The sequence below is a fragment of the Streptomyces exfoliatus genome (assembly GCF_000725545.1).
In the GTDB taxonomy this organism is placed as follows: domain Bacteria; phylum Actinomycetota; class Actinomycetes; order Streptomycetales; family Streptomycetaceae; genus Streptomyces; species Streptomyces exfoliatus.
On record NZ_JNZP01000005.1, the window covers coordinates 148,675 to 171,860 of the forward strand.

Below are 23,186 nucleotides of genomic sequence, written 5' to 3' on the forward strand. Positions count from 1 at the left end.
CAGGCCGTCGTTCACACCACGGTCACGCCCCCCGTCGGGCCGGCCGCCGCTCGGCGGGTCACCACCACGGGTGGAAGTTGACCACCGCGTTGTTCTGGGCGATGTGGGTGAAGGCGGAGCCGTTCACGCTGGCGGTGTTGTTCTGGTTGGAGGCACCGGAACCGGTCGCCACCTGCTGCGTCGTGGTCGAGTTGCCGAAGTTGTCCCCACCCACGCCGCTGCCGATGATCGTGGCGACGCTCGTGTTCGATCCGTCGTCCGCGAACCCGCCGTTGTCGGCCTGGGCCACCCCGGTGAAGAGCGCGGCGGCGAGGGGCAGGGCGGCGGCGACGGCGAAGATGCGGGCGGTACGGATGCTTGCCATGTCTGTTCCTCCGGGAACTGAAAGCTGGTGCTGTTGCACGGAACTGCTCTGAAGTGCTCTGAACTCTTCTGAACTACGGCCATTTCCGGGGTGGTTGGCCGACCGCCCCAGTTGTTCGTGCTCGACGTCGCGACCTCAGAGTTGCCCACCGAATCCCCGGCGAACCACCCCGGAGCGGCTTATTCCCCCGCAAGCGTGAGGACAAGCAGATAAACCAGGTCACTACGAGGAAAGCCCCAGCTCACCCGGGGGAAGCGGGTTCAGGACAGGCAGAACCGGTGTGCCGCAAGGGAGGAAGCGTTCCGGCAGATTTTCCGCCAATCGCTCTCTCGGAAGAGATCAACGGCGAGTCCCTCCGGTCCGCGAACCGAACAAACGAACCGACAGGAAGAAGAATTCGACCGCGAGGCGAAGCCCTACGGGCGCTCCTGCCCGACCGCCGCCTCGAAAGCGGCGTACGCGCGCGCGTCGAACAGCACGAACCGCACCTCCTCCACCTCGGTGGGCGCCGCCCGTACCGTCTCCACGGCGATCCGTGCGCCGTCCTCCATCGGCCAGCCGTAGATCCCGGTCGAGATCGCGGGGAACGCGACCGTACGGTCCCCCAGCTCGTCGGCGACCCGGAGGGATTCGCGGTAACAGGAGGCCAGTGACTCCGACCGGTCCACCTCCGGCGACCAGACGGGCCCGACCGTGTGGATCACGTGCCGGGCCGGCAACCGCCCGGCCGTCGTGGCCACGGCCCGCCCGACCGGCAGCCCCTTGCCGTAGTGCGAACGGCGCAGGTCCTGACAGGCGGCGAGGATCTCGGGCCCGCCCTTCCGGTGGATGGCGCCGTCGACGCCCCCGCCACCGAGCAGCGAGGTGTTGGCGGCGTTGACGATCGCGTCCGCCGCCTCCGCGGTGATGTCCCCCTGCACGAGCACGATCCGCACCACGCCAGAACCCCTTCCTCGGGTCACCGTTCCCACTCCCACGAGTCCATTGAACCCCCCGCGGAAACCCCGAAGGGGCGCCCCGGATACACATCCGGGACGCCCCTGAGGAGCGATGCGCGCCTCCGCGCTACGGCTGGGGCGGAGGCGGAGGCGGAGAGTCCGGCCGTGGGGAGACCGGCCCCTGCCCCGTGTTGCCCAACTGCTCCTTGAGCTTCGCCTGGGCGGTGTCGACCTGACTGCTGTACTTGCCCTGTGTCTTGCCGTCGACGAAGTCACCGGCCTTGTCGATGCCCTTGGAGCCCTGTTCCTCGTGGCCCTTCAGCATCCCCTTGAGCTTGTCGAGCATGGACATCCTGGCCCTCCTAGCCGCTGTTCCAGCCCTTCCAGCATCAGGGCAGCACCCGACTCCCGCATCCGCTGAGCGTCGCTCCACCTCCGCCGACCGGCACGAAAAAACGGCCCCTGACCGATCTACCTGGTCAGGGGCCGTTCCACTGCGGTGGGTGTGGGATTTGAACCCACGGTGACATCGCTGCCACGACGGTTTTCAAGACCGTTCCCTTAGGCCGCTCGGGCAACCCACCCCGCGCCGTCGGTGTGTCACGGGCGGCGCGGGGGACAGCCTAGCCGGTCGGGGTCAGTTGTCGCCGGTGCGTTCGCCGAGGGTGACCGTGGCCGTGGAGGTCTTGCCGTCGCGCTCGTAGGTGATCTTGACCGAGTCGCCCGGCTTGTGGGTCCAGATCTCGCTGATCAGGGTCGGACCGCTGTCGATCTGGCGGTCGTCGAAGGCCGTGATCACGTCGCCGGCCTTCAGGCCCGCCTTCGCCGCCGGGCCGTCGGGCGTGACCGAGGGGGTGCCGCCCGAGCCCTGGGAGGCGATCGTGGCGCCCTCGCCCCGCTCGTTCATGTTCACCGTCGCGCCGATCACCGGGTAGACCGGCTTGCCCGTCTTGATCAGCTGCTGGGCGACGTTCTTCGCCTGGTTCACCGGGATCGCGAAGCCCAGGCCGATCGAGCCCGCCTGGGACTGGCCGAAACCGCTCCCCGTGGACTGGATGGCCGAGTTGATGCCGATCACCGCGCCGCTCGCGTCGAGCAGCGGGCCGCCGGAGTTGCCCGGGTTGATCGACGCGTCCGTCTGCAGCGCGCTCATGTACGAGTTGCTGCCGCCGGAGCCGTCGCCCGAGGCCACCGGACGGTTCTTGGCGCTGATGATGCCCGTCGTCACCGTGTTCGACAGGCCGAAGGGCGCCCCGATCGCGATCGTCGAGTCACCGACCGCCACCTTGTCGGAGTCGCCGAGCGGCAGCGGCTTCAGCCCCTTCGGCGCGTTCGTGAGCTTGAGTACCGCCACGTCGTAGCCCTCGGCCCGGCCGACGACCTCCGCGTCGTACGACTTGCCGTCCGGGAACGTCACGGAGAGCGCGCCGCCGTCCGCCGCCGACGCCACCACGTGGTTGTTGGTGACGATGTGGCCTTCCTGGTCGTACACGAAGCCCGTGCCCGTACCGCCCTCGCCGCCGCCCTCGCTCTGCGGACCGCCGGACTTCGCCTGGATCGTGACCACGCTCGGCAGCGCCTGCGCCGCGACCGCGGCGACCGTCCCCGGGTCGCGCTTGAAGGCCGCCGGGGCCTCGCCCGAGGACACCGTCGTCGAGCTGACGCCGTCGTCACCGCGCTGGGCCGCCCAGTAGCCGACGCCACCGCCGATGCCGCCCGCGACGAGCGCCGCCACGAGGACCGCCGCCACGAGGCCGCCGGTCCGCTTCCGCGGTGCCACGGGGGCGGGCGGTGCGGGCGGGAGCGGCGCACCCCAGGCCGGCACGGCCGGCGGAGGCGGCGGCCAGCCGCCCGCGGCGCCCGCGGGGGCGGCCGCTGGCGCGTGGACCGCGGTCGGGGCGTCGGCCGGGGCCGCGGGGTGGGCCGGGGGCTGCACCGGAGTGGGAGCCGTCGCCGCTTCCGGTGCCGGGCCGGGCTCCTGGGCGGGCGTCGTCGTCTGTTCCGGCGTCGCCGTCGAGGGAGGTGTCGGAGGGGCGGACGGGGCGGACGGGTCCGCCGGAACCGCCGTGCCCTCGTTCTCGGTGCTCACAGCTCGCTCTCCTCGTTGACTGCGCGGGGTGGTGGTGCCTACGGGGCACCTGCTGGGTCCAGGGTGCTGCACCAGCTTTTCCCACAGGGCGTCAGGCCGCTGTAAGGCGGAGCTGTGCGTTTGCACCCCCACCTTTATATACGGACAGAACGGACCCCCTCCGCTGCCCGCCCCACCTCGCCAATGGCACCATGACGCCGTGACTCACGCACGGCAGCAATCGAACCGCGTCCCGCTCCAGGTCGTCGCCCACCGTGGAGCCTCCGAGGACGCACCCGAACACACTCTGGCCGCCTACATGAAGGCCATCGAGGACGGCGCCGACGCCCTGGAGTGCGACGTCCGGCTCACCGCCGACGGCCATCTCGTCTGCGTCCACGACCGCCGCGTCGACCGCACCTCGAACGGCCGCGGCGCCGTCTCCGCCCTCGAGCTCGCCGACCTCACCGCCCTCGACTTCGGCACCTGGAAGGGCCGCGACGACTCCGGCGAGGTCCCCGACTGGCGGGACCCCGGGTACACCTCCGTCCTCACCCTGGAACGCCTCCTGGAGCTGGTGTCCGACGCCGGGCGCCGGGTCGAGCTGGCCATCGAGACGAAGCACCCCACCCGCTGGGCGGGCCAGGTGGAGGAGCGGCTCCTCCACCTCCTCAAGCGCTTCAACCTCCACGCGCCCGCGTACTCCGCGGAATCCCCCGTGCGCGTCATGAGCTTCTCGGCCCGCTCCCTGCAGCGGATCGCCGTGGCCGCGCCGACGCTCCCCACCGTCTCCCTCGCCCAGTTCGTCTCTCCGCGGCTGCGTGACGGACGGCTCCCCGCGGGCGCGCGTATCGCCGGCCCTTCGATCCGGATCGTCCGACACCACCCCGCCGTGATCCTGCGGCTCCAGAAGGCCGGGCACCACGTCCACGTCTGGACGGTGGACGACCCCGAGGACGTCGAGCTCTGCGAGCGCCTCGGCGTGGAAGCGATCATCACGAACCGTCCCAAGCAGGTGCTCTCCCAGCTCGGCCGCGACTGACGTCTTCCCACCTCCTGAGTCCCTCCTTTCCCATACGGCACAAGGGTTTATGGGGCTCGCAGGGCGTGCACCGGCGCGTTCCGTACGTACGCGATCGTCACGAGTGCCTCATCGAACGCGGATTGGCCGGTTTCCGGTCCAGTCCATTGGGGCATCCACACGGTGGCGTGGGGCAAAGGAGGTCTCGGGGGTGGCGTTTGTGGTGGCACAAGAGGTGCCCACGTCGTCGAGCATGGCCGTACCCCACGGTCCTGCGGGCGTGGGTGCGGCGAGACACCGGATGCGGGACGAGCTGTACCGCAGCGGAGTGGCCGATTCGGTCGTCGACGACGCGGTGCTGATCCTTTCCGAGCTGCTCAGCAATGCCTGCCGGTACGGCAGGCCGCTGGGGCGGGCGGATCGGGGCGACGGGGATGTACGGGCGGCCTGGCGGGTGGACCCGGCGGGCGGCCTGCGGGTCGAGGTGACGGACGGCGGTGGTCCGACACGACCGGTTCCGTCGACGCCCTCGGTCACCGCACGGGGAGGCCGCGGGCTGAACATCATCAGCGCGCTGGCCCAGGACTGGGGTGTACGGGACAGTGCGACGGGCGAGGTCACGGTCTGGGTGGTGGTCACCGAGGGACACCGCCGCGAGGACTTCGCGACCCGGGTCGGCGGCGGCTCGCGCTTCGACGTCCTGGACGCGTACGACGATCTGGACTGAGGCGACTCGGCGGCGGCGCCTCTGCGGCGTCCGCCGTCGCGGCCCAGGGCAGCGGTCCGTGGCAGCGGGCGGCACGGCCCGCCTGAGGGGTGTCGGTGCCCGGGGCGGCTAGGCTCGCGCCGGAACAAGCACCGCACCGCCGCGATCGGGAGAAAGCCACACCATGGCCAAGAAGCGCCCCCAGACGAAGGCCGGCACGTCCGGCCAGGCACAGGTCACGAGCGGGGAGATCCCGGTCGTCGGCGCCCGCGAGCCGTGCCCGTGCGGTTCGGGCCGCCGTTACAAGGCATGTCACGGCCGAGCCGCCTCGCACGCCGTGACCGAGCTCGTCCAGCGCCCCTTCGAGGGCCTGCCCGGCGAGTGCGACTGGGTCGCGCTGCGCGAGCTCGTACCCGCCGCCACCGTGCCGCTCACCCTCAAGGGCGGGCTCCCGGAGGGCGTGCCGTCCGTGACCCTCGCGACCGTGCTGCCGATGGCGTGGCCGGCGCTGCGCCGCGACGACGGCTCCGTCCTGCTCGCCCTGCAGAACGACTCCACCTCCGGCGACCTCGCCCGCGACCTCGCCGACACCCTCCAGCGCGCCCTGGAGGCCGAGCCGGGCACCCCGATCCCCGCCCGCCGCGTCCCGGCCGAGGGCCCGCGCCTCCAGGACCTGCTCGACGCGGACGCCGCGTTCGCCCCCGAGGTCCACACGGGCTTCGAGTTCTGGATCCCGCAGTCCGCCGACGGCGCCGACCCGGAGGTCGCCGCCTCGCTCGAGCGGGCCAACGCGGCCGCGATCCCGACCGTGAAGCTCACGAGCGTCGACTCCGCGTACTGGTGCGAGACCCCGGACAAGAACCACCTCCGCTGGGTCATGCCGTACCCGGAGGAGAAGCTCCTCGACGCGCTCGCCCGCCTCCAGGCGGCCGGCGGCACCTCCCTCGGCGCGGACACCCGACTCGTCGGTTCGTTCCGGGCCCACGGCCTGATGGTGCCGGTCTGGGACCTGCCGACGCCGATGACGGCCGAGGAGTGCGAGAAGCCGGCCGCGGAGTTCGCCGAGCGGCTGGCCGGGGCGCTCGCCTCGGACGCCCCGCTCACCGCGGAGGAGCGGCGTGCGCGCGGCGGCCTCACGAACCGTCAGGTGACTCTCAGCTGATACCCCAGGTGGTATCGGTGACTGACAGACCGACCAGTCGGTGACTTCCGCCACAAGGCGGTCTTCGGACGGGTAAATCCCTGTCCGAATAACCGAGATCGAATTTGCGAACAGCAGATCTCTTGTTACCGTTCTGGAAGCCCGGTCGCTGGTGCATCCCCCGTCGCCAGCGATCGGGCCTTTCCATGTCCGCTTCCGGGAGACCCCGGGGCGTAGACGCTCAACTTCCTTCCGGGTCCGCCGTGTTGCTGCCCGCCCGCAGCAGCAGCGGAGTGCTGTCGCCCTCGCCCGTACCCGCGAATTCCGCCACCGCCGTATACACCGTGGCCGTGCCCCTCCCGCGCTCCCTGGGCGTTTCACAGGTTCCCGGTTCGTCCTGCGCCGTGACCGGGCAACGCACTTGTACGGTCCGCCCGCCGGGTGCCATGAGGGTCAGAAACGCGTCGAGTTCCTGGCCGGTGGCGTTCCGGTAGTACGTACGCGCCCAGGTGTCGGGCCCCTCGGCCAGCACGCACGTCTGCGCCTCGACCCCCTCGGGGGAGGCGAGTTCCGGCCCACAGTGCGTGACCCGCTCCGGAGACACCCGGGCGGGGGCCGCCGGGGCGTCGGAGGGGGGAGCGGACGCGGGAGCGGTGCGGGCGGGAGACGCCGGCGTACGGGAGCCGAGGCCGAGGCCGGACAACAGGCCCCCCGGCTTCGCGTCGGTCCCGCCGGCCCCGTCCGCCGCCCCGGCCGGTCGTACGGGCTCGCCCGTGGGCCCCGCCATCGCGACGAGCGGAAGCAGGACGGCGACCGTGACGGCGGCCCCGAGTCCGACCACGCGGAGGTTCACCGGACCCATGTGCCCCACCTGCTCCTGCTCGGCTGGAGATCTTGAACGGTGGGTTGAACATATCGGCGGGCGGCGGGCGCCCGGTCGGGCGCGCGCCCGTTTCCCGGAGAAGTAGGGCCGGGACACACCCGTTCGGGTGAACGACCGGGGCGCCCGGGGCCTCGGGCGGGGAAGTGCCCCGCCCCGCACCCACGAGTGAGGTCGCCTTGCACGCACGCGTGAGATCGACCCGCACGCGTGAGATCGACCCGCACGCGTCGGCGGCCCGGTCCCGCACCCCTAGTACGCGAGTCGGCTTCCGCCGCCCGGGGTGCTCGTGCTCGCCTCCACCAGGGCGTCGACCACCGCCTCCACGTCCGGCAGCCACGGCCGGGCCGAGCCCGCGAGCGGCGCCCGTTCCCACCGCACCTGTCCGGTACCTGCGACCGAGGGCGGCAGCAACAGATAGCCGCCCTCTCCATGGAACCGTAGCGAGCTCGGCACGCTGTCCTTCGCGTACAGCAGCTCACCGAGCCGTTCGAGGCCGTACGGGGCGACAAGGATCGACCACCGCGTCGGGGTCGCCACCACCGGACCGAGCCGCATGCCCGCCGCGTCGAGCGCGGCGAGCGCCCGCGCGCCCGCCACCGCGGGCAGGCTGACCGCGCAGGGTGCGGTGCCGCCCGTGGCCAGCACCACCGGGGCGTCGGGGCGCCGAGTCCACCACCAGCGGATCATCCGCTCGTCCGTGGTGGCCGCGAGCAGGCCGGGGTCGTAGGGGTGGGCGCCGGGCACCACGCACTCGGGGTCGGGGCAGCAGCAGACCGCCCCCGCCCCCGTGCGGGTCGTCGCTCTCAGGGCCGCTCCCGGCAGGACGGGCCAGTTCCACCCGACGGCGAAGGTGACCGCCGCGTCGAGTCGGGCGGTCCTCGCCTTGCGCCGGAACCGGAGCCTGCGTCGCCTTCCGAGGATCTCGCGCATGAGCGCTCGTTCCTTTCCGTGAACGCCGAATCCACATCACACCATGTACAGGACAATTCACCGTGCGTATCAGCGCGTACCGGGTCGGCGGGACGGCGGCCCCCGTCGCGGAGCGGGGCCGGCCGGGCCGTCACCAGATGGAGCCACGTGGAACCGGATTGAGCCGGATGGAGCCGGTGGAGCGAGATCAGGACCGGAAGTCAGGGCCGCGAGGCCAGGACCAGGAGGTCAGGACCGGATGGAGCCGGGTCGGTACCACGTGGAGCCAGGTCAGAACGAGGTGGAGCCGGGTCAGAACCAGGGCGGGTCAGAACACGTTCCCCGCCACTCGGTGACGGGCCGCGGCCTGCGGCATGAAGGACGCCGGGGTTTCGCTTCACGTTCCGGGGCAGCTCCAACTGCCCCTGCCTGTCATCGATTACGTACCCAGCACGCTCGGAATGACGCGCTTTCAAACGACGCCAGTCGACCGCAAAAGGTGCACACCGGGGACAATTTTCGGCCAACTTGCCGCGTACTTCAACCCTTGCGTCCCACCTCATGAGGAACCCCACGGACACCACAAGTCCCGTGGGGACAATGCTGGACATCGCTCCTCTTGTGCGTGTACATGTGGATGCATCGAGCGGCGCAGAATGACATGGGGGTTTGCGATGCTATGGCGTCAAACGCACCGGTCGGAAAGCCGACTGACATGAGCGCCCCACACATGCCGAAAGTGGCTGGAATCGATTCCACGGTTCCCGGGCCCCCGCACACTACGGCGCCCCACCCCGGGGTACCCGCGGCGGCGCCCCCCTCCGACACGGTCCCCCCACCCGGGGCACTGATCCAGGACCGGCTGGCCGCCTGGGTCTCCGACCTCACCACCCTCCACGAACTCACCGAGCGCCTCATCAGGACCGCCTCCCTCGACGAGGCCCTCCGCGAGGTGCTCGGCGCCGGCTCCGCCCTCGTCGGCGCCCGCCGCGGCATGGCCGTGCTCGAACCGGCCGACGGACTCGGCCCGGCCGCCACCATCGGCCTCGGCCTCGCCCACTCCGACCTCGGCACCATCGAGACCGTGCCGCGCGGCACCAGCAGCTACGGCCGCCTCCTCGACGGCCTCCCCGATCCGGGCCACCCCGAGCGCGTCCCCGATCCGATCGCCATCCGCGACGTACGCACCGAGGAAGGCCTCGACCCGCGCCACCGCGAGGTCGCCGCCCGCCTCGGCTACGCCGCCAGCTACGCCCTGCCCCTCGCCACCGAGGAGACCGGCCGGCTCGGCGCGGCCGTCTGGCTCTACGACGAGCCCGCCGAACCCAACGACCGCCAGCGCCACCTCATCGGGCTCTACGGCCGCTTCGCCACCGAGCACCTCGCCCGCCTCCTCCAGGTCGAGCGCGCCCGCGTCCAGGTCTCCACCATCGCGGAGGAGCTGCTCCCGAGCCGGCTCCCCCGCGTCCCCGGCGTCCAGCTCGCCGCCCGCCACCGCACCAACCCCCGGGGCGGCGGCGACTGGTACGACGCGCTGCCGCTGCCCGAGGGCGCCCTCGGGCTCGCCGTCGGCTCCGTCTCCGGCACCGGCCCCAGCGCACTCGCCGCCATGGGAAGGCTGCGCGCCTCGCTCCGGGCGTACGCGGTGATGGAGGGCGAGGACCCCGTCGCCGTCCTCTCCGACCTGGAACTCCTCCTCAGGCTCACCGAACCCGCCCGCTCGGCGACCGCGCTCTTCGCGTACGCCGAACCGGCGCAGCGCCGGATCGTCCTCGCAGGGGCCGGGCACGCCCCGCCGCTGATCATCGGCGAGCACCGCACCGAGTTCGTCGAGACCTCACTCTCGGCGCCGCTCGGGATGCTCTCCTGCTGGGAGGCTCCGAGCGTCGAGCTGTCCCCGGCACCTGGAGAAACGGTGCTTCTCTACACCGACGGGCTGCTGCGCCGTACCGGCGACGCCATGGACCGCGCCTTCGCCCGCCTCCACGCGGCGGCCGCGAGCGTGCCGAAGGCCGACCGGGGCGACCCGGGCGCCGTCGCCGACCACGTCCTGCGGACCCTGCTGCCCGAGGGTCTCGGCACCGCCGTGGACGGGGAGGACGTGGTCCTCCTGGCCGCTCGTTTCGAGTGAATCCCACTAAGCGGAGCGTGACATTCCGGTAATGGGTCTTCCGGCCCTGGGCCCCCTTCCGTACGACCGTACGATGGTGGGGGTTCAGTGTCGTACCAAGAGGAGGCAGACCCGTGGCCGAGGAGCTCACGCCGGAGACCCCGGAAGAGACGACCGAAGAGCAGGCGATCAAGCAGCGGAAGAACGGCCTGTACCCGGGCGTGTCCGACGAGCTGGCCGAGAACATGAAGTCCGGCTGGGCCGACACCGAGCTGCACGGCCTCGAGCCGATCGCCCAGGCCGACAAGACCGCCGCGCGCCGCGCCGCGCTCTCCGCCCGCTTCCCCGGCGAGCGCCTGGTGATCCCCGCCGGCAACCTGAAGACCCGGTCGAACGACACCGAGTACGCCTTCCGCGCCTCCACCGAATACGCCTACCTCACCGGCGACCAGACGCAGGACGGCGTCCTCGTCCTGGAGCCCACGGCCGACGGGCACGAGGCGACCCTCTACCTGCTGCCGCGCTCCGACCGCGAGAACGGCGAGTTCTGGCTCGACGGCCAGGGCGAGCTGTGGGTCGGCCGCCGGCACTCCCTCACCGAGGCCGAGCAGCTCCTCGGCGTCCCCGCGAAGGACGTCCGCGAGCTGGCAGGGGCGCTGCGCGAGGCCACCGGCCCGGTGCGCAACGTCCGCGGCCACGACGCCGGCATCGAGGCCGCCCTGACCGACAAGGTCACCGCCGAGCGCGACGAGGAACTCCGCGTCTACCTCTCCGAGGCCCGTCTCATCAAGGACTCCTTCGAGATCTCGGAGCTGGAGAAGGCCTGCGCCTCCACCGCCCGCGGCTTCGAGGACGTCGTCAAGGTCCTCGACAAGGCCGAGGCCACCAGCGAGCGCTACATCGAGGGCACCTTCTTCCTGCGCGCCCGCGTCGAGGGCAACGACATCGGCTACGGCTCCATCTGCGCCGCGGGACCCCACGCCACCACCCTGCACTGGGTGCGCAACGACGGCGACGTGCGCTCCGGCGACCTGCTGCTGCTCGACGCCGGCGTGGAGACCAACGAGCTCTACACCGCCGACATCACCCGCACCCTGCCGATCAACGGCCGGTACACCGAGCTCCAGCGCAAGATCTACGACGCCGTGTACGAGGCGCAGGAGGCGGGCATCGCCGCGGTGAAGCCCGGCGCCGCCTACCGCGACTTCCACGACGCCGCCCAGCGCGTCCTCGCCGAGAAGCTCGTCGAGTGGGGCCTCGTCGAGGGCCCGGTCGAGCGCGTCCTGGAGCTGGGCCTCCAGCGCCGCTGGACCCTGCACGGCACCGGCCACATGCTCGGCATGGACGTCCACGACTGCGCCGCCGCGCGCACCGAGGCCTATGTCGACACGACCCTCGCGCCGGGCATGTGCCTGACCGTCGAGCCGGGTCTGTACTTCCAGGCCGACGACCTGACCGTGCCGGAGGAGTACCGCGGCATCGGCGTCCGGATCGAGGACGACATCCTCGTCACCGAGGACGGCAACCGGAACCTCTCGGACGCGCTGCCGCGCCGCTCCGACGAGGTCGAGGCGTGGATGGCCGCGCTGAAGGGCTGATCTCCGCGTACGTTGGAACCGAAGGGCCCTCGCCGACCGACCGGCGGGGGCCCTTCCCCTACGCCTCCGCCCGGCTCACGCCATGAGCAGGGAAGGGGTGTCCTTCCACTTCAGGATCTTGTCGAAGCTGACCACGGCACCGCCCCGGCCCGATCGGTTGCCGAAGTGCACGTGGTCCGCCAGCTCCTCGATCAGCCGCAGTCCCCGGCCGTTCTCGGCGTCCGCCGAGGCCGTCGGCACCTCGGCGCCGGGAAAGCCCGGCCCCGAATCCGCCACCTCGATGCGGCAGGTCTCGCCGTCCAGGTACGCCGTCACCCGGTACGCCCCCGTCGGCGCGCCCTGGGGCCGGCCGCGCCCGCCGCCGCCGTGCTCGACGGCGTTCGCACAAGCCTCGGTCAGCGCGACCGACAGGTCGTAGGACACGTCCGGGTCTACGCCCGCCGTCTCCATCGTGCCCAGCAGCAGCCGCCGGGCGAGCGGCACGCTCGCGGCCTCGCGCCGCAGATGGAGTGACCACCAGATGCTCATACTCCAGCCTCCCGGCAGCGGCTCGACATACCGATACCTATTGCCGGACAGAACCCTTCGTAAGCGCCCGGAGGCGACAAGAGCGCTCGTTCGGCGGATGCACCGGGTCCGGGCGCGGTGTATGTCAGGCCGAACGCCGGTGCATGTCGGCCCGAAGGCGGCCAAGAGCGACCTTATGGACCTGCCTCATGCCGGTGGGGTCCCTGGTGCGATGATGGGCCCGCCATGACTGCCCCCGCGCTCGCTCCACGGCTGCTGAGGGCCGCGGTGTTCACCGCGGTCTGCGTCGTGCTGGCCGCGCTCGGGCACGCCATCGCCGCCTGCGCGGGAATCGCCCTGTGGACCATGCTCGCCGGGTTCCTCGGCGTCTTCGGCATCACCCTCCTCCTCACCGGACGGGACCGCTCCCTCGGCTTCGTCGTCGGCGCCCTCGCCGGCGGACAGCTCGGCCTGCACGTCCTCTTCGGTCTGGGACAGCGCTCGCTCGCCCTGAGCGCCCAGGCCGACGACGCCCTCGTCCGTATGGCGGCCCGGCTGGTGTGCGGAGCCGGGACCGGTTCCCTCAGCTCCGCAGACGCCGCCCGGATCGTCCGCGACGCCGGTCTCGACCCGGCCGCCGTGGGGACGACCGCCGCGCAGGCCCACGCGGGACACACGGCCGCCTCGGCGACCGCGCCCGCCGGTGAGCTGCTGCCCGGGCTGCCCATGCTCCTCGGCCACCTGCTCGCCGCGCTCGCCACCGGTTGGCTGCTGCGGCGCGGCGACCACGCCCTGAGCCGCCTCGTCGAACTCTCCGGGCAGGGCGCCACGGAGTTCGCCGAGTGCGCCCTCGTCCGCTCGCTGCGGGCAGCGTTCCGTCTCGTACGGGCGCTGCTCAGCGGGCTTCCGACGGCGCGGCACACGGGGCCGGTGCGAACGGTCCGTTCGGCCTCCGACTCGTCGCCGCCGCCGGTGGCCGAGGCCCTCAGGAACACGGTGATCAGGCGCGGCCCGCCGGCCGCCGACTGCGTCCTCGCAGCCTGACCAGGCTGACGCAGTCCTCCGCACCCGCCGTAGTCCGCCGCAGCCATCGCGCGCGGTCCGCTCGGAGGGAACGGGGGCCGCGCACGTCCGCACGCCCGCGGAGTTCTCCCTCCGTCGGCGTGCCGGAACCCACCGTCCTTCTCCGAGCTGGAGTGTCTTCTGCCATGACCGTTTTCCGTGTCTCCTCCTCCCGTATCGCTGCTTCCCGTGTCACTGCTCCCCGCGTCTCCGCTGCCCGCGTCGCCCTCGCCGGTGGCATCGCCCTCTCCTCCGTCGTGCTGCTGTCCGGCACGGCCTTCGCTCACGTGAGCGTGCAGCCGGAGGGTGAGGCCGCCAAGGGCGGCTACGCGACCGTCAACATCAAGGTCCCGAACGAACGCGACAACGCCTCCACCGTGAAGGTCGAGGTCAACTTCCCCCTCGACCACCCGCTCGCCTCCGTCATGCCGCAGCCCGTTCCCGGCTGGAAGGCCGAGGTGACGAGGAGCAAGCTCAGCAAGCCGCTGGAGCTGCACGGCAAGACGATCAACGAGGCCGTCTCCAAGGTGACCTGGACCGCCGACGGTTCGAAGATCGGACCCGGCCAGTTCCAGCAGTTCCCGCTCTCCCTCGGCCGGCTGCCCGAGGACACCGACCAGCTGGTCCTGAAGGCGATCCAGACGTACGACAACAAGGAGGTCGTGCGCTGGATCGAGGAGCAGAAGGAGGGCGCGGAGGAGCCGCAGAACCCGGCCCCCGTCCTGAAGCTCTCCGCCGCCTCCGCCGACCACCACGGCGCTGCCGCCACCCCGACCGGAGGCGCCTCGGCCGCCCCGTCCGCCTCCGCCGACGAGAAGGCCGGTCACGAGGACAAGACGGCCTCGCACAAGGAGACCGCCGCCGACTCCTCCGACACCACGGCCCGGATCCTCGGCGTCCTCGGCATCCTCGTCGGTGTCGCCGGCGTCGCCTTCGGCGTCCTGGCCGGTCGTCGCCGCGCGCTCTGACGGCCGCACCCACCCGATAAACCCGAAAGAAGCACCATGTCTGCAGAGAAGACGCCCGGGGCGGACACGGCCCGTCCCGGGCGGCGCACCCCGCTGATCGTCGCCGCGGTCGCGATCGTCGCCGCACTCGGTATCACCGCCGCCGTCAGCCTCGGCGACGACGACAAGCCTGCGAACACCGGCTCCAGCTCGGTCGCGGAGGTCTCCGGGGGCACCGACCCCACCAAGGCCGCCACGGTCCTCGACCGCCCCTTCACCAAGCCCGCGCTCGTCCTCACCGACACCAAGGGCGAGAAGTACGACCTGCGCGAGCGGACCAAGGGCAAGCCGACGCTCATCTACTTCGGCTACACCCACTGCCCCGACGTCTGCCCCATGACGATGAGCAACATCGCCATCGCCAAGAAGCAGCTGCCCAAGGCCGACCAGGACAAGCTCCAGGTCGTCTTCGTCACCACCGATCCCGAGCGGGACACCCCCGCCGAACTCGCCAAGTGGCTGCCCGCCGCCGGCGACTCCTCCTTCACCGGTCTCACCGGCGACTTCTCCGCCATCCAGGCCGGGGCCCGGCAGATCGGCATCGGCATCGACCCGCCGAAGAAGGGGACGGACGGCAAGGTCGTCTCCATGCACGGAGCACAGGTGATCGCCTTCTCGCCCACGACCGACCAGGGCTACGTCCTGTACGGCGAGGACGCGAGCGTCGACGACTACGCCAAGGACCTGCCGAAGCTCATCAAGGGGGAGAACCCGTGAACCGCCGCACCACCGCCCTGTCCGCCACCGTGGCGCTCGCCGCCGCTCTCGCGCTGACCGGGTGTTCGTCCTCGTCGGGTGGCGACAAGCCCGAACTCAAGGTCAGCGGCGCGTTCATGCCCCAGCCGGTGATGGACATGGCCGGTGGCTTCCTCACCATCACCAACAGCAGCGGCACGGCGGACAAGCTCACCTCGGTCACCAGCCCCATCTCGGACGACGTCACGATCCACGAGACGAAGAACCAGAAGATGCAGGAGGTGAAGTCCTTCGACATCCCTGCCAACGGCACGCTCTCCCTCGAACGGGGCGGCAACCACATCATGTTCATGGAGCTGAAGAAGAAGCCGAAGCAGGGCGAGAAGGTCAGCATCGAGCTCCACTTCGAGAAGTCCGACCCCATCGAGGTCGATCTTCCCGTCGAAGCCGCCAACCACAACCCGCGGCAGCACTGAGCGCACTGACTGCGTTGACGGAATGCAGACAGAACTGACGGAGTGACCCAGAGATGACAACCACCGCCCCGCGCCTCGGTACCGCCCTGGCCCGGCTGCTGATCCTCGCGGCCGCGCTGCTCGGCACGCTGCTCGCCGGTGCCGCCCCCGCGTCCGCGCACGCGGCGCTGACCGGAAGCGATCCGAAGGACGGGGCGGTGGTCGCCACCGCGCCCAAGGAGGTCAACCTCACCTTCTCCGAACAGGTCGCCATGAGCGCCGACTCCATCCGGGTCCTCGACCCGGCGGGCCGGCGGGCCGACACCGGCGAGATACGCGACCTGTGCAGCGGTTCCGTCGTCCGGTACGGGGTGGGGCTCCGCGCCGGTCTGCCCGACGGTACGTACACCGTCGCCTGGCAGACCGTCTCGGCCGACAGCCACCCCATCTCCGGCGCCTTCACCTTCTCCATCGGCGCCCCCTCCACGACGTCCGTAGCCCTGCCCGACCGGACGGCGGGCGGCGGCCTGGTCGGCGCCCTCTACGGCATCTCGCGCTACCTCTCGTACGCCGGATTCGCCGTCCTCGTCGGCGGCGGCGCCTTCGTCCTGGCCTGCTGGCCGCGCGGTGCGAGCGTCCGGCCCGTCCAGCAGACGGTGGTCCGGGGGTGGCTGACCCTCACCGGCGCCACCCTCGCCATGCTGCTGCTGCGCAACCCGTACACCGGCTCCGGCGAACTCTCCGACGCCTTCGACCTGGCCGGCCTGAAGTCCGTCCTGGAGACCAAGACGGGGGCCGCGCTCACCTCCCGGCTGCTGCTCCTCGGCGCGGCCGCGCTCTTCGTGGCCGTCCTCTTCGGCGCCTACGCCCGGCGCACCGACCCGAAGGAGAAGAAGGACCTCACCTTCGGGCTCGCCATCGGCGGCAGCGTCGTCGCGGCCGGTATCGCCGGCACCTGGGCCCTGGCCGAGCACGCCTCGACCGGTCTCCAGCCGGGCATCGCCATGCCGGTCGACATCCTGCACCTCCTCGCCGTCGCCGCCTGGCTCGGCGGTCTCACGGTGCTGCTGGTGTCCCTCTACCGGGCGCCGTCCGTCGAACGCTCGGCGGTCGAGCGCTTCTCCAAGGTGGCCTTCGGCGCGGTGGCCGTCCTCGCGGCCACCGGGCTCTACCAGTCCTGGCGCCAGGTCGGTTCCTGGTCGGCGCTGACGGGAACGCGCTACGGGCAACTGCTGCTCGTCAAGATCGGCCTGATGTGCGTCCTCCTCGGCATCGCGTGGATCTCGCGCCGCTGGATCCAGCGCCTCGCCGACCCGACGCCGTCCGAAGCGGCCGAGGCGGCTGAGGCGGCTGAGGCGGCTGAGGCGGCTGAGGCGGCTGAGGCGGCTGACAAGGCCGAGGATGGCGAGGAGGCCAAGGGGACGGACGAAGCCGACGAGCCCGAGGAAACCGAGGAGGCGGCCTCGGGGGCCGAAGCCGTCGACCCCCAGCGGGCCGCTCAGCTCGCCCGGCAGCGCGCCGCCGTCGCCACCGCGCGCCGCAAGCGGGAGCGGGACGCCGACCCCGAGCGGGCCGGTCTGCGCCGCTCCGTGCTGACCGAGGCGGCCGTCGCCGTCGTGCTCCTGGCCGTGACCACCGTCCTCACCTCGACCGAGCCCGGCCGCACCGAGGAGGAGGCCGCTCAGGGCGCCGCCGCCTCCGGTCCCGCCGCCGTACCCGACCGGCCCGTCGACATCCGGCTGCCCTTCGACACCGGCGGCGTCGACGGCAAGGGAGTCGTCCGGCTCAGCCTCGACCCTGGCCGCACCGGCGCCAACGCCCTCCACCTCTTCGTCGAGCGCCCCAACGGCAAGCCCCTGGACGTTCCCGAGATCAAGGTCGCCCTCACCCTGGAGGCGAAGAACGTCGGCCCGCTGCCCGTGGCCCCCGACCGGATCCAGACCGGCCATTGGACCGCCAGCGGCGTCCAGATCCCGATGTCCGGCGAGTGGCGGATCCAGGTGACCGTCCGTACCTCCGAGATCGACCAGACCACCATCGACAAGAACGTGAAGATCGGCTGACCCGTGACCGAGAACGACAACCTTGAGATCTCCCGACGTCGCCTGCTCGGCACCGTCGGCGCCGCGGGCGCGGCCGGGCTCGTCATCGGCGCGGCCGGTGGCGTCGGCGTCGCCTCGGCCGTGTCGGGCGACTCCGACGCCACCGCCGGGACCGGCGCCGGCGGCTCCCCGGCACTGACCACGGTCGGTGCGACCGAGGTGATGTTTCACGGGAAACATCAGGCGGGCATCACCGACCCCCTTCAGTCGCGTGGCCATCTGATCGCCTTCGACCTCGCGCCGGGTGCCGGCCGCAAGGAGGCCGTCGCTCTGCTGCGCCGCTGGTCGGCGACGGCGAAGGCCGTGATGTCGGGCGAGGCTCCCACCGGGGACACCGGTATCGCGCTCGACGCGGGCCCCTCGTCCCTCACGGTCACGTTCGGCTTCGGCCGTACGTTCTTCGACCGCACCGGACTCGCCGCGCGCCGCCCCAGCAAGCTCGACCCGCTGCCCGCGTTCTCCGCCGATGCGCTGGATCCCCGGCGCTCGGAGGGCGACCTGTGGGTGCAGATCGGTGCCGACGACGCCCTCGTCGCCTTCCACGCGCTGCGCGCGCTGCAGAAGGACGCGGGCGACGCGGCCCGGGTGCGCTGGCAGATGAACGGCTTCAACCGCTCGGCCGGCGCCACCGCGAAGCCCATGACCGCCCGCAACCTCATGGGCCAGGTCGACGGCACCGGCAACCCGAAGGTGACCGATCCCGACTTCGACCGGCGGATCTTCGTCCCGGCCGGAGTCGCCGGCGCGGAGGAGTGGATGGCCGGCGGCTCCTACGTGGTGGTGCGCCGGATCCGGATGCTGCTGGACGACTGGGAGAAGCTGCCGCTCGACCGGCAGGAGAAGGTGATCGGGCGCCGGAAGTCCGACGGGGCCCCGCTCACCGGCGGCACGGAGACCACCGAGTTGGACCTGAACAAGTTCGGTCCCGACGGGGAGCTGGTCATCCCGGACAACGCGCACTCCCGGATCTCCGCCCCCGAACAGAACGGCGGGGCGGCGATGCTGCGCAGGCCGTTCTCCTTCCATGACGGCATCGGACCCGACGGGACGCCGGACGCCGGTCTTCTCTTCGTCTGCTGGCAGGCGGATCCGCTCCGGGGCTTCGTCCCGGTGCAGCGCAAGCTCGACCGGGGCGACGCGCTGTCCGCGTTCATCCGTCACGAGTCGAGTGGCCTCTTCGCCGTCCCGGGCGGCCCCGCCGAGGGCGAGTACGTGGGGCAGCGGCTTCTGGAGTCGTGACCTCTCGGAGGGGCCGCCCGCGACCCCGGCGCCCATTAGGGTGACGGTATGTCCGCCACCCGGTACACGTATCTCGGCCCCGAGGGCACCTTCACCGAGGCCGCGCTGCGTACGCTGCCCGAGGCCGCGACGAGGGAACTCGTCCCCATGGTCTCGGTCCCGGCCGCACTCGACGCCGTACGGAACGGGGAGGCCGCCGCCGCGCTCGTGCCGATCGAGAACTCGGTCGAGGGCGGGGTGACCGCGACCCTGGACGAGCTGGCCTCGGGCGAGCCGCTGATGATCTACCGCGAGGTGCTGCTGCCGATCGCCTTCGCGCTGCTCGTGCGGCCGGGGACCAAGTTGTCGGACATCAAGACGGTGACGGGCCACCCGGTGGCCCAGCCGCAGGTCCGCAACTGGATGCGGGCGAACCTGCCCGAGGCCCTGTGGGAGTCGGCCGCGTCCAACGCGGACGGCGCCCGGCTGGTCCAGGAGGGCCGCTTCGACGCCGCCTTCGCGGGGGAGTTCGCGGCGGCCACGTACGGCCTCGAAGCGCTGGTCACCGAGATCCACGACGCGGAGAACGCCGAGACACGATTCGTGCTGGTGGGACGGCCCGCCAGGCCGGCGGCCCCGACCGGCGCGGACAAGACCTCGGTGGTGCTGTGGCTGGGTGACGATCATCCGGGTGCCCTCCTCGAACTGCTCCAGGAATTCGCGGTGCGCGGGGTGAACCTGATGCTGATCCAGTCCCGGCCCACGGGGGCGGGGATCGGGAACTACTGCTTCGCCGTGGACGCCGAGGGCCATATCTCGGACCGGCGGGTGGGCGAGGCGCTGATGGGGCTCAAGCGGATCTGCCCCCAGGTGCGCTTCCTCGGCTCGTATCCGAGGGCGGGCGTGGCGGTGGCGGACGTACGGGCGCTGCGGCGCGGCACCTCGGACGGGGAGTTCATGGCGGCCTCCGACTGGCTGGCGAGGGCCCAGGACGGTCGGGCCTGACCCGATGGTGACGGAACGCCCCCTTCGCCGGGGGCGTTCGTCCACAGGCCCGAACCGATAGTCCTACCTGCATTTTTTCAGTTACCCACAGCAGTTATCCACAGGGGCTTCCCGCAGCCTGGGGACAAGTCGACAGCTCGCCCCGACAAGGTCGACAAATCGCCCTAGCCACTCCCGGCCGCATCGCGCCTGTCCACAGCGCCCAGGGGCTCCACCGTCAGCACACTTCGCTCGACACACTCTTTGGAGCGAGCAATTCCCACCCAAATGAGTGCCTCAATGACGTTTGATCACGGAATTCCCAGGCGCGGAGCGGGAAATCCACGCGATCTTCCCAGCAGTCCACAGATCTTCCGCACAGCCTGTGGATAACTGAATGCGCGGGTCTGGATCACTCCAATTCCCCGACCGTCAATTCGGGCAAAACAACACGCGTGACGTTATCCGGTGGGGGCGGGCGAACGGGCACCGGTAGCCTGGTGGGGTGATTGACCTTCGCCTGCTCCGTGAGGACCCCGACCGTGTTCGCGCCTCCCAGCGCGCCCGTGGAGAGGACGTCGCGCTCGTCGACGCCCTGCTCTCCGCCGATGAACGGCGCAGGTCGTCCGGCGTCCGCTTCGACGAGCTCCGATCCGAGCAGAGGGCGCTCGGCAAGCTGATCCCCAGGGCCACCCCCGAGGAGCGCGCCGAACTCCTCCAGAAGGCCGAGCGGCTCAAGACCGACGTCAAGGCCGCCGAGGCCGAGCAGAACGAGGCCGACGAGACGGCCAAGCAGCTCCTGCTCCGGCTCGGCAACATCGTCCACGCGGACGTGCCCGTCGGCGGCGAGGAGGACTTCGTCGTCCTGGAGACGCACGGCACCATCCGCGACTTCGCGGCCGAGGGCTTCGATCCCAAGGACCACCTGGAACTCGGCGAGGCGCTCGGCGCCATCGACGTGGAGCGGGGCGCCAAGGTCTCCGGCTCGCGCTTCTACTACCTGACCGGCGTCGGCGCGCTCCTGGAGCTCGCCCTGGTCAACGCGGCGATCGCCCAGGCCACCGAGGCCGGCTTCATCCCCATGCTGACCCCGGCGCTGGTCCGTCCCCGCGCCATGGAGGGCACCGGCTTCCTCGGCCAGGCCGCGGAGAACGTGTACCACCTGGAGAAGGACGACTACTACCTCGTCGGCACGTCCGAGGTGCCCCTCGCGGCGTACCACATGGACGAGATCATCGACGCCGACAAGCTGCCGCTGCGGTACGCGGGCTTCTCGCCCTGCTTCCGCCGCGAGGCCGGCACGTACGGCAAGGACACCCGGGGCATCTTCCGCGTCCACCAGTTCGACAAGGTCGAGATGTTCTCGTACGTCGCGCCGGACGACGCCGAGGCCGAGCACAAGCGGCTCCTGGAATGGGAGAAGCAGTGGCTGACCGGTCTGGAGCTGCCGTTCCAGGTCATCGACGTCGCCACCGGTGACCTCGGCGCCTCCGCCTCCCGCAAGTTCGACTGCGAGGCCTGGATCCCGACCCAGGGCAAGTACCGCGAGCTGACCTCGGCCTCGAACTGCAACAGCTTCCAGGCGCGCCGCCTCTCCGTCCGGATGCGCGACGAGCAGGGCGGCAAGAAGACCGTGCAGCCGCTGGCCACCCTGAACGGCACGCTGTGCGCCGTACCGCGCACGATCGTGGCGATCCTGGAGAACCACCAGCTGGCCGACGGTTCCGTGCGGGTGCCGGAGATGCTGCGGCCCTACCTCGGCGGCCGAGAGGTCCTGGAGCCGATCGCCAAGTGAGCTCCTTCCCCTACCGCCTCGTCGCGACGGACCTCGACGGCACGCTGCTGCGGTCCGACGAGTCCGTCTCGGGCCGTACGCGCGACGCGCTCGCCGCCGTCACGGCGGCGGGCGCCGCGCACATCGTCGTCACCGGCCGTGCGGTGCCCTGGACCCGGCACATCCTGGACGACCTCGGCTACGAGGGAATCGCGGTGTGCGGGCAGGGCGCGCAGGTCTACCACGCGGGGGAGCACCGGCTGCTCACCTCGCTGACGCTGGACCGGCAGCTCGCGGGGCTCGCGCTCTCCAAGATCGAGGCGGAGGTCGGCCCGGTGGCACTGGCCGCGAGCCGCGACGGCCTGGAGGGCGAGGTCCTGATGGGTCCCGGCTACCGGGCCCATGAAGGGCCCCTGCCCTACGTGCCGTACGAGGACCCGGCGGAGCTGTGGGCGGCGCCGCTGACCAAGCTCTACCTCCAGCACCCGACGCTGACGGACGACGAGCTGACGCTGGCCGCCCGCCAGACGGTCGGCGGTCTCGTCGACATCGTGATGGCCGGCCCCGGCATCGTGGAGATCCTGCCGCTCGGGCTGAGCAAGGCGACCGGTCTGTCGCTCGCCGCACGCCGTCTGGGCGTGAAGGCCGCGGAGACGATCGCCTTCGGCGACATGCCGAACGACATCCCGATGTTCGGCTGGGCGGCCCACGGCGTGGCCATGGGCAACGCGCACGAGGAGCTGCGGGCGGTCGCGGACGAGGTGACCGCCTCGAACGAGGACGACGGCATCGCGCTCGTCCTGGAGCGCCTGCTGGCGGCCTGAGCCGGCCTCCTGAATCCGCCTCCTGGCAAGCGTACGAAGGCCCGCTCCTCCAAGGAGCGGGCCTTCGCCGTGCACGGCCTCGCGCGGACGTACGTCCCGCGCGCTCGAAGCGGCCGCTGACGGGAGATCCCCCGTTTCCCCCGTACAACTAGTGTGCGCCGCGCCCCTGTTCGTGAGCGACTGGTTATCCGCGGGTCAGCGGGTAGCAGGCGAGACCGGTCGCCAGGGAGATCGCGTGCCCGAGGTCGGTGTACGTGCGGTCGCAGAGGAGCGGCACGACGAAGAAGGCCACCACGCCGACGAGGTAGGGCGGACGCCAGGGGAGGGCCGGCCGGTAGGCGAGGATGCCCGCCGAGGCGGCGAGGCCGTAGCTGACCCCGATGTCGACGACGTGCGCCATGCTGCGCGGCACGTCGTGCTCGCGGATGGCCAGCAGGACGATCTGCTGGCTGATGAGGGTCGCCGCGATGTGCGCCGTGGCGACGGTGAAGAGCCAGGTCGGGGTGCCGAGCCAGCGTTCGACCGGGGCGTGGAGCAGCTCGAAGAGCGCCGCGTACAGCAGGAGGTCGGCCGGGTTCTCGATCCAGAACGCGCTGCCGAGCAGGGCACGCAGCGGGTGGTGCGACAGCTGGTGGAGATTGCTGCTGTTGCGGTGGAGGAGATAGGTGTCGAGGCCGTCGGGGGACAGCGCGATGACGAGGCTGGTGATCGCGATGATCGCCAGCCAGAGATGAGTACCGGGTGACGAACGCACCCACGACCTGATCGGTCGGGACGGTTCGCCACCCGGGGAGGTCTCAGGCGGCACGTGACCGTGCC

22 protein-coding genes and 1 tRNA gene are annotated in these 23,186 nt (G+C 71.6%); 14 read left to right on the forward strand and 9 right to left on the reverse strand.

Annotated elements, in window-relative coordinates; all coding sequences use genetic code 11:
- Positions 1-58: 58 nt before the first annotated feature.
- The 5 genes from IO20_RS0108100 to IO20_RS0108120 form a co-directional block, all read right to left on the reverse strand.
- Positions 59-364, reverse strand: coding sequence for a hypothetical protein (locus IO20_RS0108100; RefSeq protein WP_030549688.1), 306 nt, complete (start codon positions 362-364; stop codon positions 59-61).
- Between the two features lie 416 nt (positions 365-780).
- Positions 781-1,302: an O-acetyl-ADP-ribose deacetylase gene (locus tag IO20_RS0108105; RefSeq protein ID WP_030549689.1), complete on the reverse strand. Its 522-nt coding sequence runs from the start codon at positions 1,300-1,302 to the stop codon at positions 781-783.
- A gap of 127 nt (positions 1,303-1,429) precedes the next feature.
- Complete coding sequence (locus IO20_RS0108110) at positions 1,430-1,654, reverse strand: antitoxin (protein WP_030549690.1); 225 nt, start codon at positions 1,652-1,654, stop codon at positions 1,430-1,432.
- 145 nt (positions 1,655-1,799) lie between these two features.
- Positions 1,800-1,886 (reverse strand) — tRNA-Ser (locus tag IO20_RS0108115).
- A gap of 53 nt (positions 1,887-1,939) precedes the next feature.
- The gene (locus IO20_RS0108120) at positions 1,940-3,391 is read right to left on the reverse strand and encodes a S1C family serine protease (RefSeq protein WP_030549691.1); all 1,452 of its coding nucleotides are present in this window, start codon (positions 3,389-3,391) and stop codon (positions 1,940-1,942) included.
- 199 nt (positions 3,392-3,590) lie between these two features.
- On the opposite strand from IO20_RS0108120, the gene IO20_RS0108125 reads away from it, so the two are divergent.
- The 3 genes from IO20_RS0108125 to IO20_RS0108135 all read left to right on the forward strand — a co-directional run bounded on the left by IO20_RS0108125 (position 3,591) and on the right by IO20_RS0108135 (position 6,259).
- A complete protein-coding gene (locus tag IO20_RS0108125; protein ID WP_030549692.1) occupies positions 3,591-4,412 on the forward strand; it encodes a glycerophosphodiester phosphodiesterase in 822 nt (273 codons plus the stop codon).
- Positions 4,413-4,461: 49 nt separating this feature from the next.
- On the forward strand, positions 4,462-5,118 hold the full coding sequence (locus IO20_RS0108130) for an ATP-binding protein (RefSeq protein ID WP_397791506.1): 657 nt from the start codon (positions 4,462-4,464) through the stop codon (positions 5,116-5,118).
- 163 nt (positions 5,119-5,281) lie between these two features.
- The gene (locus IO20_RS0108135; RefSeq protein ID WP_030549693.1) at positions 5,282-6,259 is read left to right on the forward strand and encodes a DUF5926 family protein; all 978 of its coding nucleotides are present in this window, start codon (positions 5,282-5,284) and stop codon (positions 6,257-6,259) included.
- A 220-nt stretch (positions 6,260-6,479) separates the two neighbouring features.
- Here IO20_RS0108135 and IO20_RS0108140 read toward each other — a convergent pair whose 3' ends face one another.
- Entirely contained in the window at positions 6,480-7,100 is a 621-nt protein-coding gene (locus IO20_RS0108140) for a hypothetical protein (protein WP_030549694.1), read from the reverse strand.
- A gap of 270 nt (positions 7,101-7,370) precedes the next feature.
- Positions 7,371-8,051: a bifunctional DNA primase/polymerase gene (locus IO20_RS0108145; protein ID WP_030549695.1), complete on the reverse strand. Its 681-nt coding sequence runs from the start codon at positions 8,049-8,051 to the stop codon at positions 7,371-7,373.
- A 658-nt stretch (positions 8,052-8,709) separates the two neighbouring features.
- Here IO20_RS0108145 and IO20_RS0108150 point away from each other — a divergent pair.
- Positions 8,710-10,161 carry a PP2C family protein-serine/threonine phosphatase gene (locus tag IO20_RS0108150; protein WP_078945975.1) on the forward strand — a complete coding sequence of 484 codons (1,452 nt, stop codon included), beginning with the start codon at positions 8,710-8,712 and terminating at the stop codon, positions 10,159-10,161.
- 113 nt (positions 10,162-10,274) lie between these two features.
- On the forward strand, positions 10,275-11,738 hold the full coding sequence (locus tag IO20_RS0108155; protein ID WP_030204818.1) for an aminopeptidase P family protein: 1,464 nt from the start codon (positions 10,275-10,277) through the stop codon (positions 11,736-11,738).
- Between the two features lie 75 nt (positions 11,739-11,813).
- On the opposite strand, the gene IO20_RS0108160 is transcribed toward IO20_RS0108155, so the two are convergent.
- Positions 11,814-12,266 (reverse strand): ATP-binding protein, encoded by a 453-nt coding sequence (locus IO20_RS0108160; RefSeq protein ID WP_030549697.1) that lies wholly within the window; start codon positions 12,264-12,266, stop codon positions 11,814-11,816.
- A gap of 225 nt (positions 12,267-12,491) precedes the next feature.
- On the opposite strand from IO20_RS0108160, the gene IO20_RS0108165 reads away from it, so the two are divergent.
- The 9 genes from IO20_RS0108165 (at position 12,492) to IO20_RS0108205 (ending at position 22,367) form a co-directional block, all read left to right on the forward strand.
- A complete protein-coding gene (locus IO20_RS0108165) occupies positions 12,492-13,289 on the forward strand; it encodes a hypothetical protein (RefSeq protein WP_051874440.1) in 798 nt (265 codons plus the stop codon).
- Between the two features lie 164 nt (positions 13,290-13,453).
- Positions 13,454-14,275, forward strand: coding sequence for a YcnI family copper-binding membrane protein (locus IO20_RS0108170; RefSeq protein WP_051874441.1), 822 nt, complete (start codon positions 13,454-13,456; stop codon positions 14,273-14,275).
- A gap of 36 nt (positions 14,276-14,311) precedes the next feature.
- Positions 14,312-15,031: an SCO family protein gene (locus IO20_RS0108175; RefSeq protein WP_078945976.1), complete on the forward strand. Its 720-nt coding sequence runs from the start codon at positions 14,312-14,314 to the stop codon at positions 15,029-15,031.
- Positions 15,028-15,486 carry a copper chaperone PCu(A)C gene (locus IO20_RS0108180; RefSeq protein ID WP_030549701.1) on the forward strand — a complete coding sequence of 153 codons (459 nt, stop codon included), beginning with the start codon at positions 15,028-15,030 and terminating at the stop codon, positions 15,484-15,486. Before IO20_RS0108175 ends, IO20_RS0108180 begins: the two co-directional genes overlap by 4 nt.
- A gap of 53 nt (positions 15,487-15,539) precedes the next feature.
- A complete protein-coding gene (locus tag IO20_RS0108185; RefSeq protein ID WP_030549702.1) occupies positions 15,540-17,528 on the forward strand; it encodes a copper resistance CopC/CopD family protein in 1,989 nt (662 codons plus the stop codon).
- 3 nt (positions 17,529-17,531) lie between these two features.
- Entirely contained in the window at positions 17,532-18,806 is a 1,275-nt protein-coding gene (gene efeB, locus IO20_RS0108190) for an iron uptake transporter deferrochelatase/peroxidase subunit (protein ID WP_030549703.1), read from the forward strand.
- A 48-nt stretch (positions 18,807-18,854) separates the two neighbouring features.
- Entirely contained in the window at positions 18,855-19,790 is a 936-nt protein-coding gene (gene pheA / locus IO20_RS0108195) for a prephenate dehydratase (protein ID WP_030549704.1), read from the forward strand.
- Positions 19,791-20,274: 484 nt separating this feature from the next.
- A complete protein-coding gene (gene serS / locus IO20_RS0108200) occupies positions 20,275-21,564 on the forward strand; it encodes a serine--tRNA ligase (protein WP_030549705.1) in 1,290 nt (429 codons plus the stop codon).
- Complete coding sequence (locus tag IO20_RS0108205) at positions 21,561-22,367, forward strand: HAD family hydrolase (RefSeq protein ID WP_030549706.1); 807 nt, start codon at positions 21,561-21,563, stop codon at positions 22,365-22,367. The genes serS and IO20_RS0108205 overlap by 4 nt, the downstream gene beginning before the upstream one ends.
- A 184-nt stretch (positions 22,368-22,551) precedes the next feature.
- Here IO20_RS0108205 and IO20_RS0108210 read toward each other — a convergent pair whose 3' ends face one another.
- Positions 22,552-23,121, reverse strand: coding sequence for a rhomboid-like protein (locus tag IO20_RS0108210; RefSeq protein WP_425423701.1), 570 nt, complete (start codon positions 23,119-23,121; stop codon positions 22,552-22,554).
- Positions 23,122-23,186: the final 65 nt, after the last annotated feature.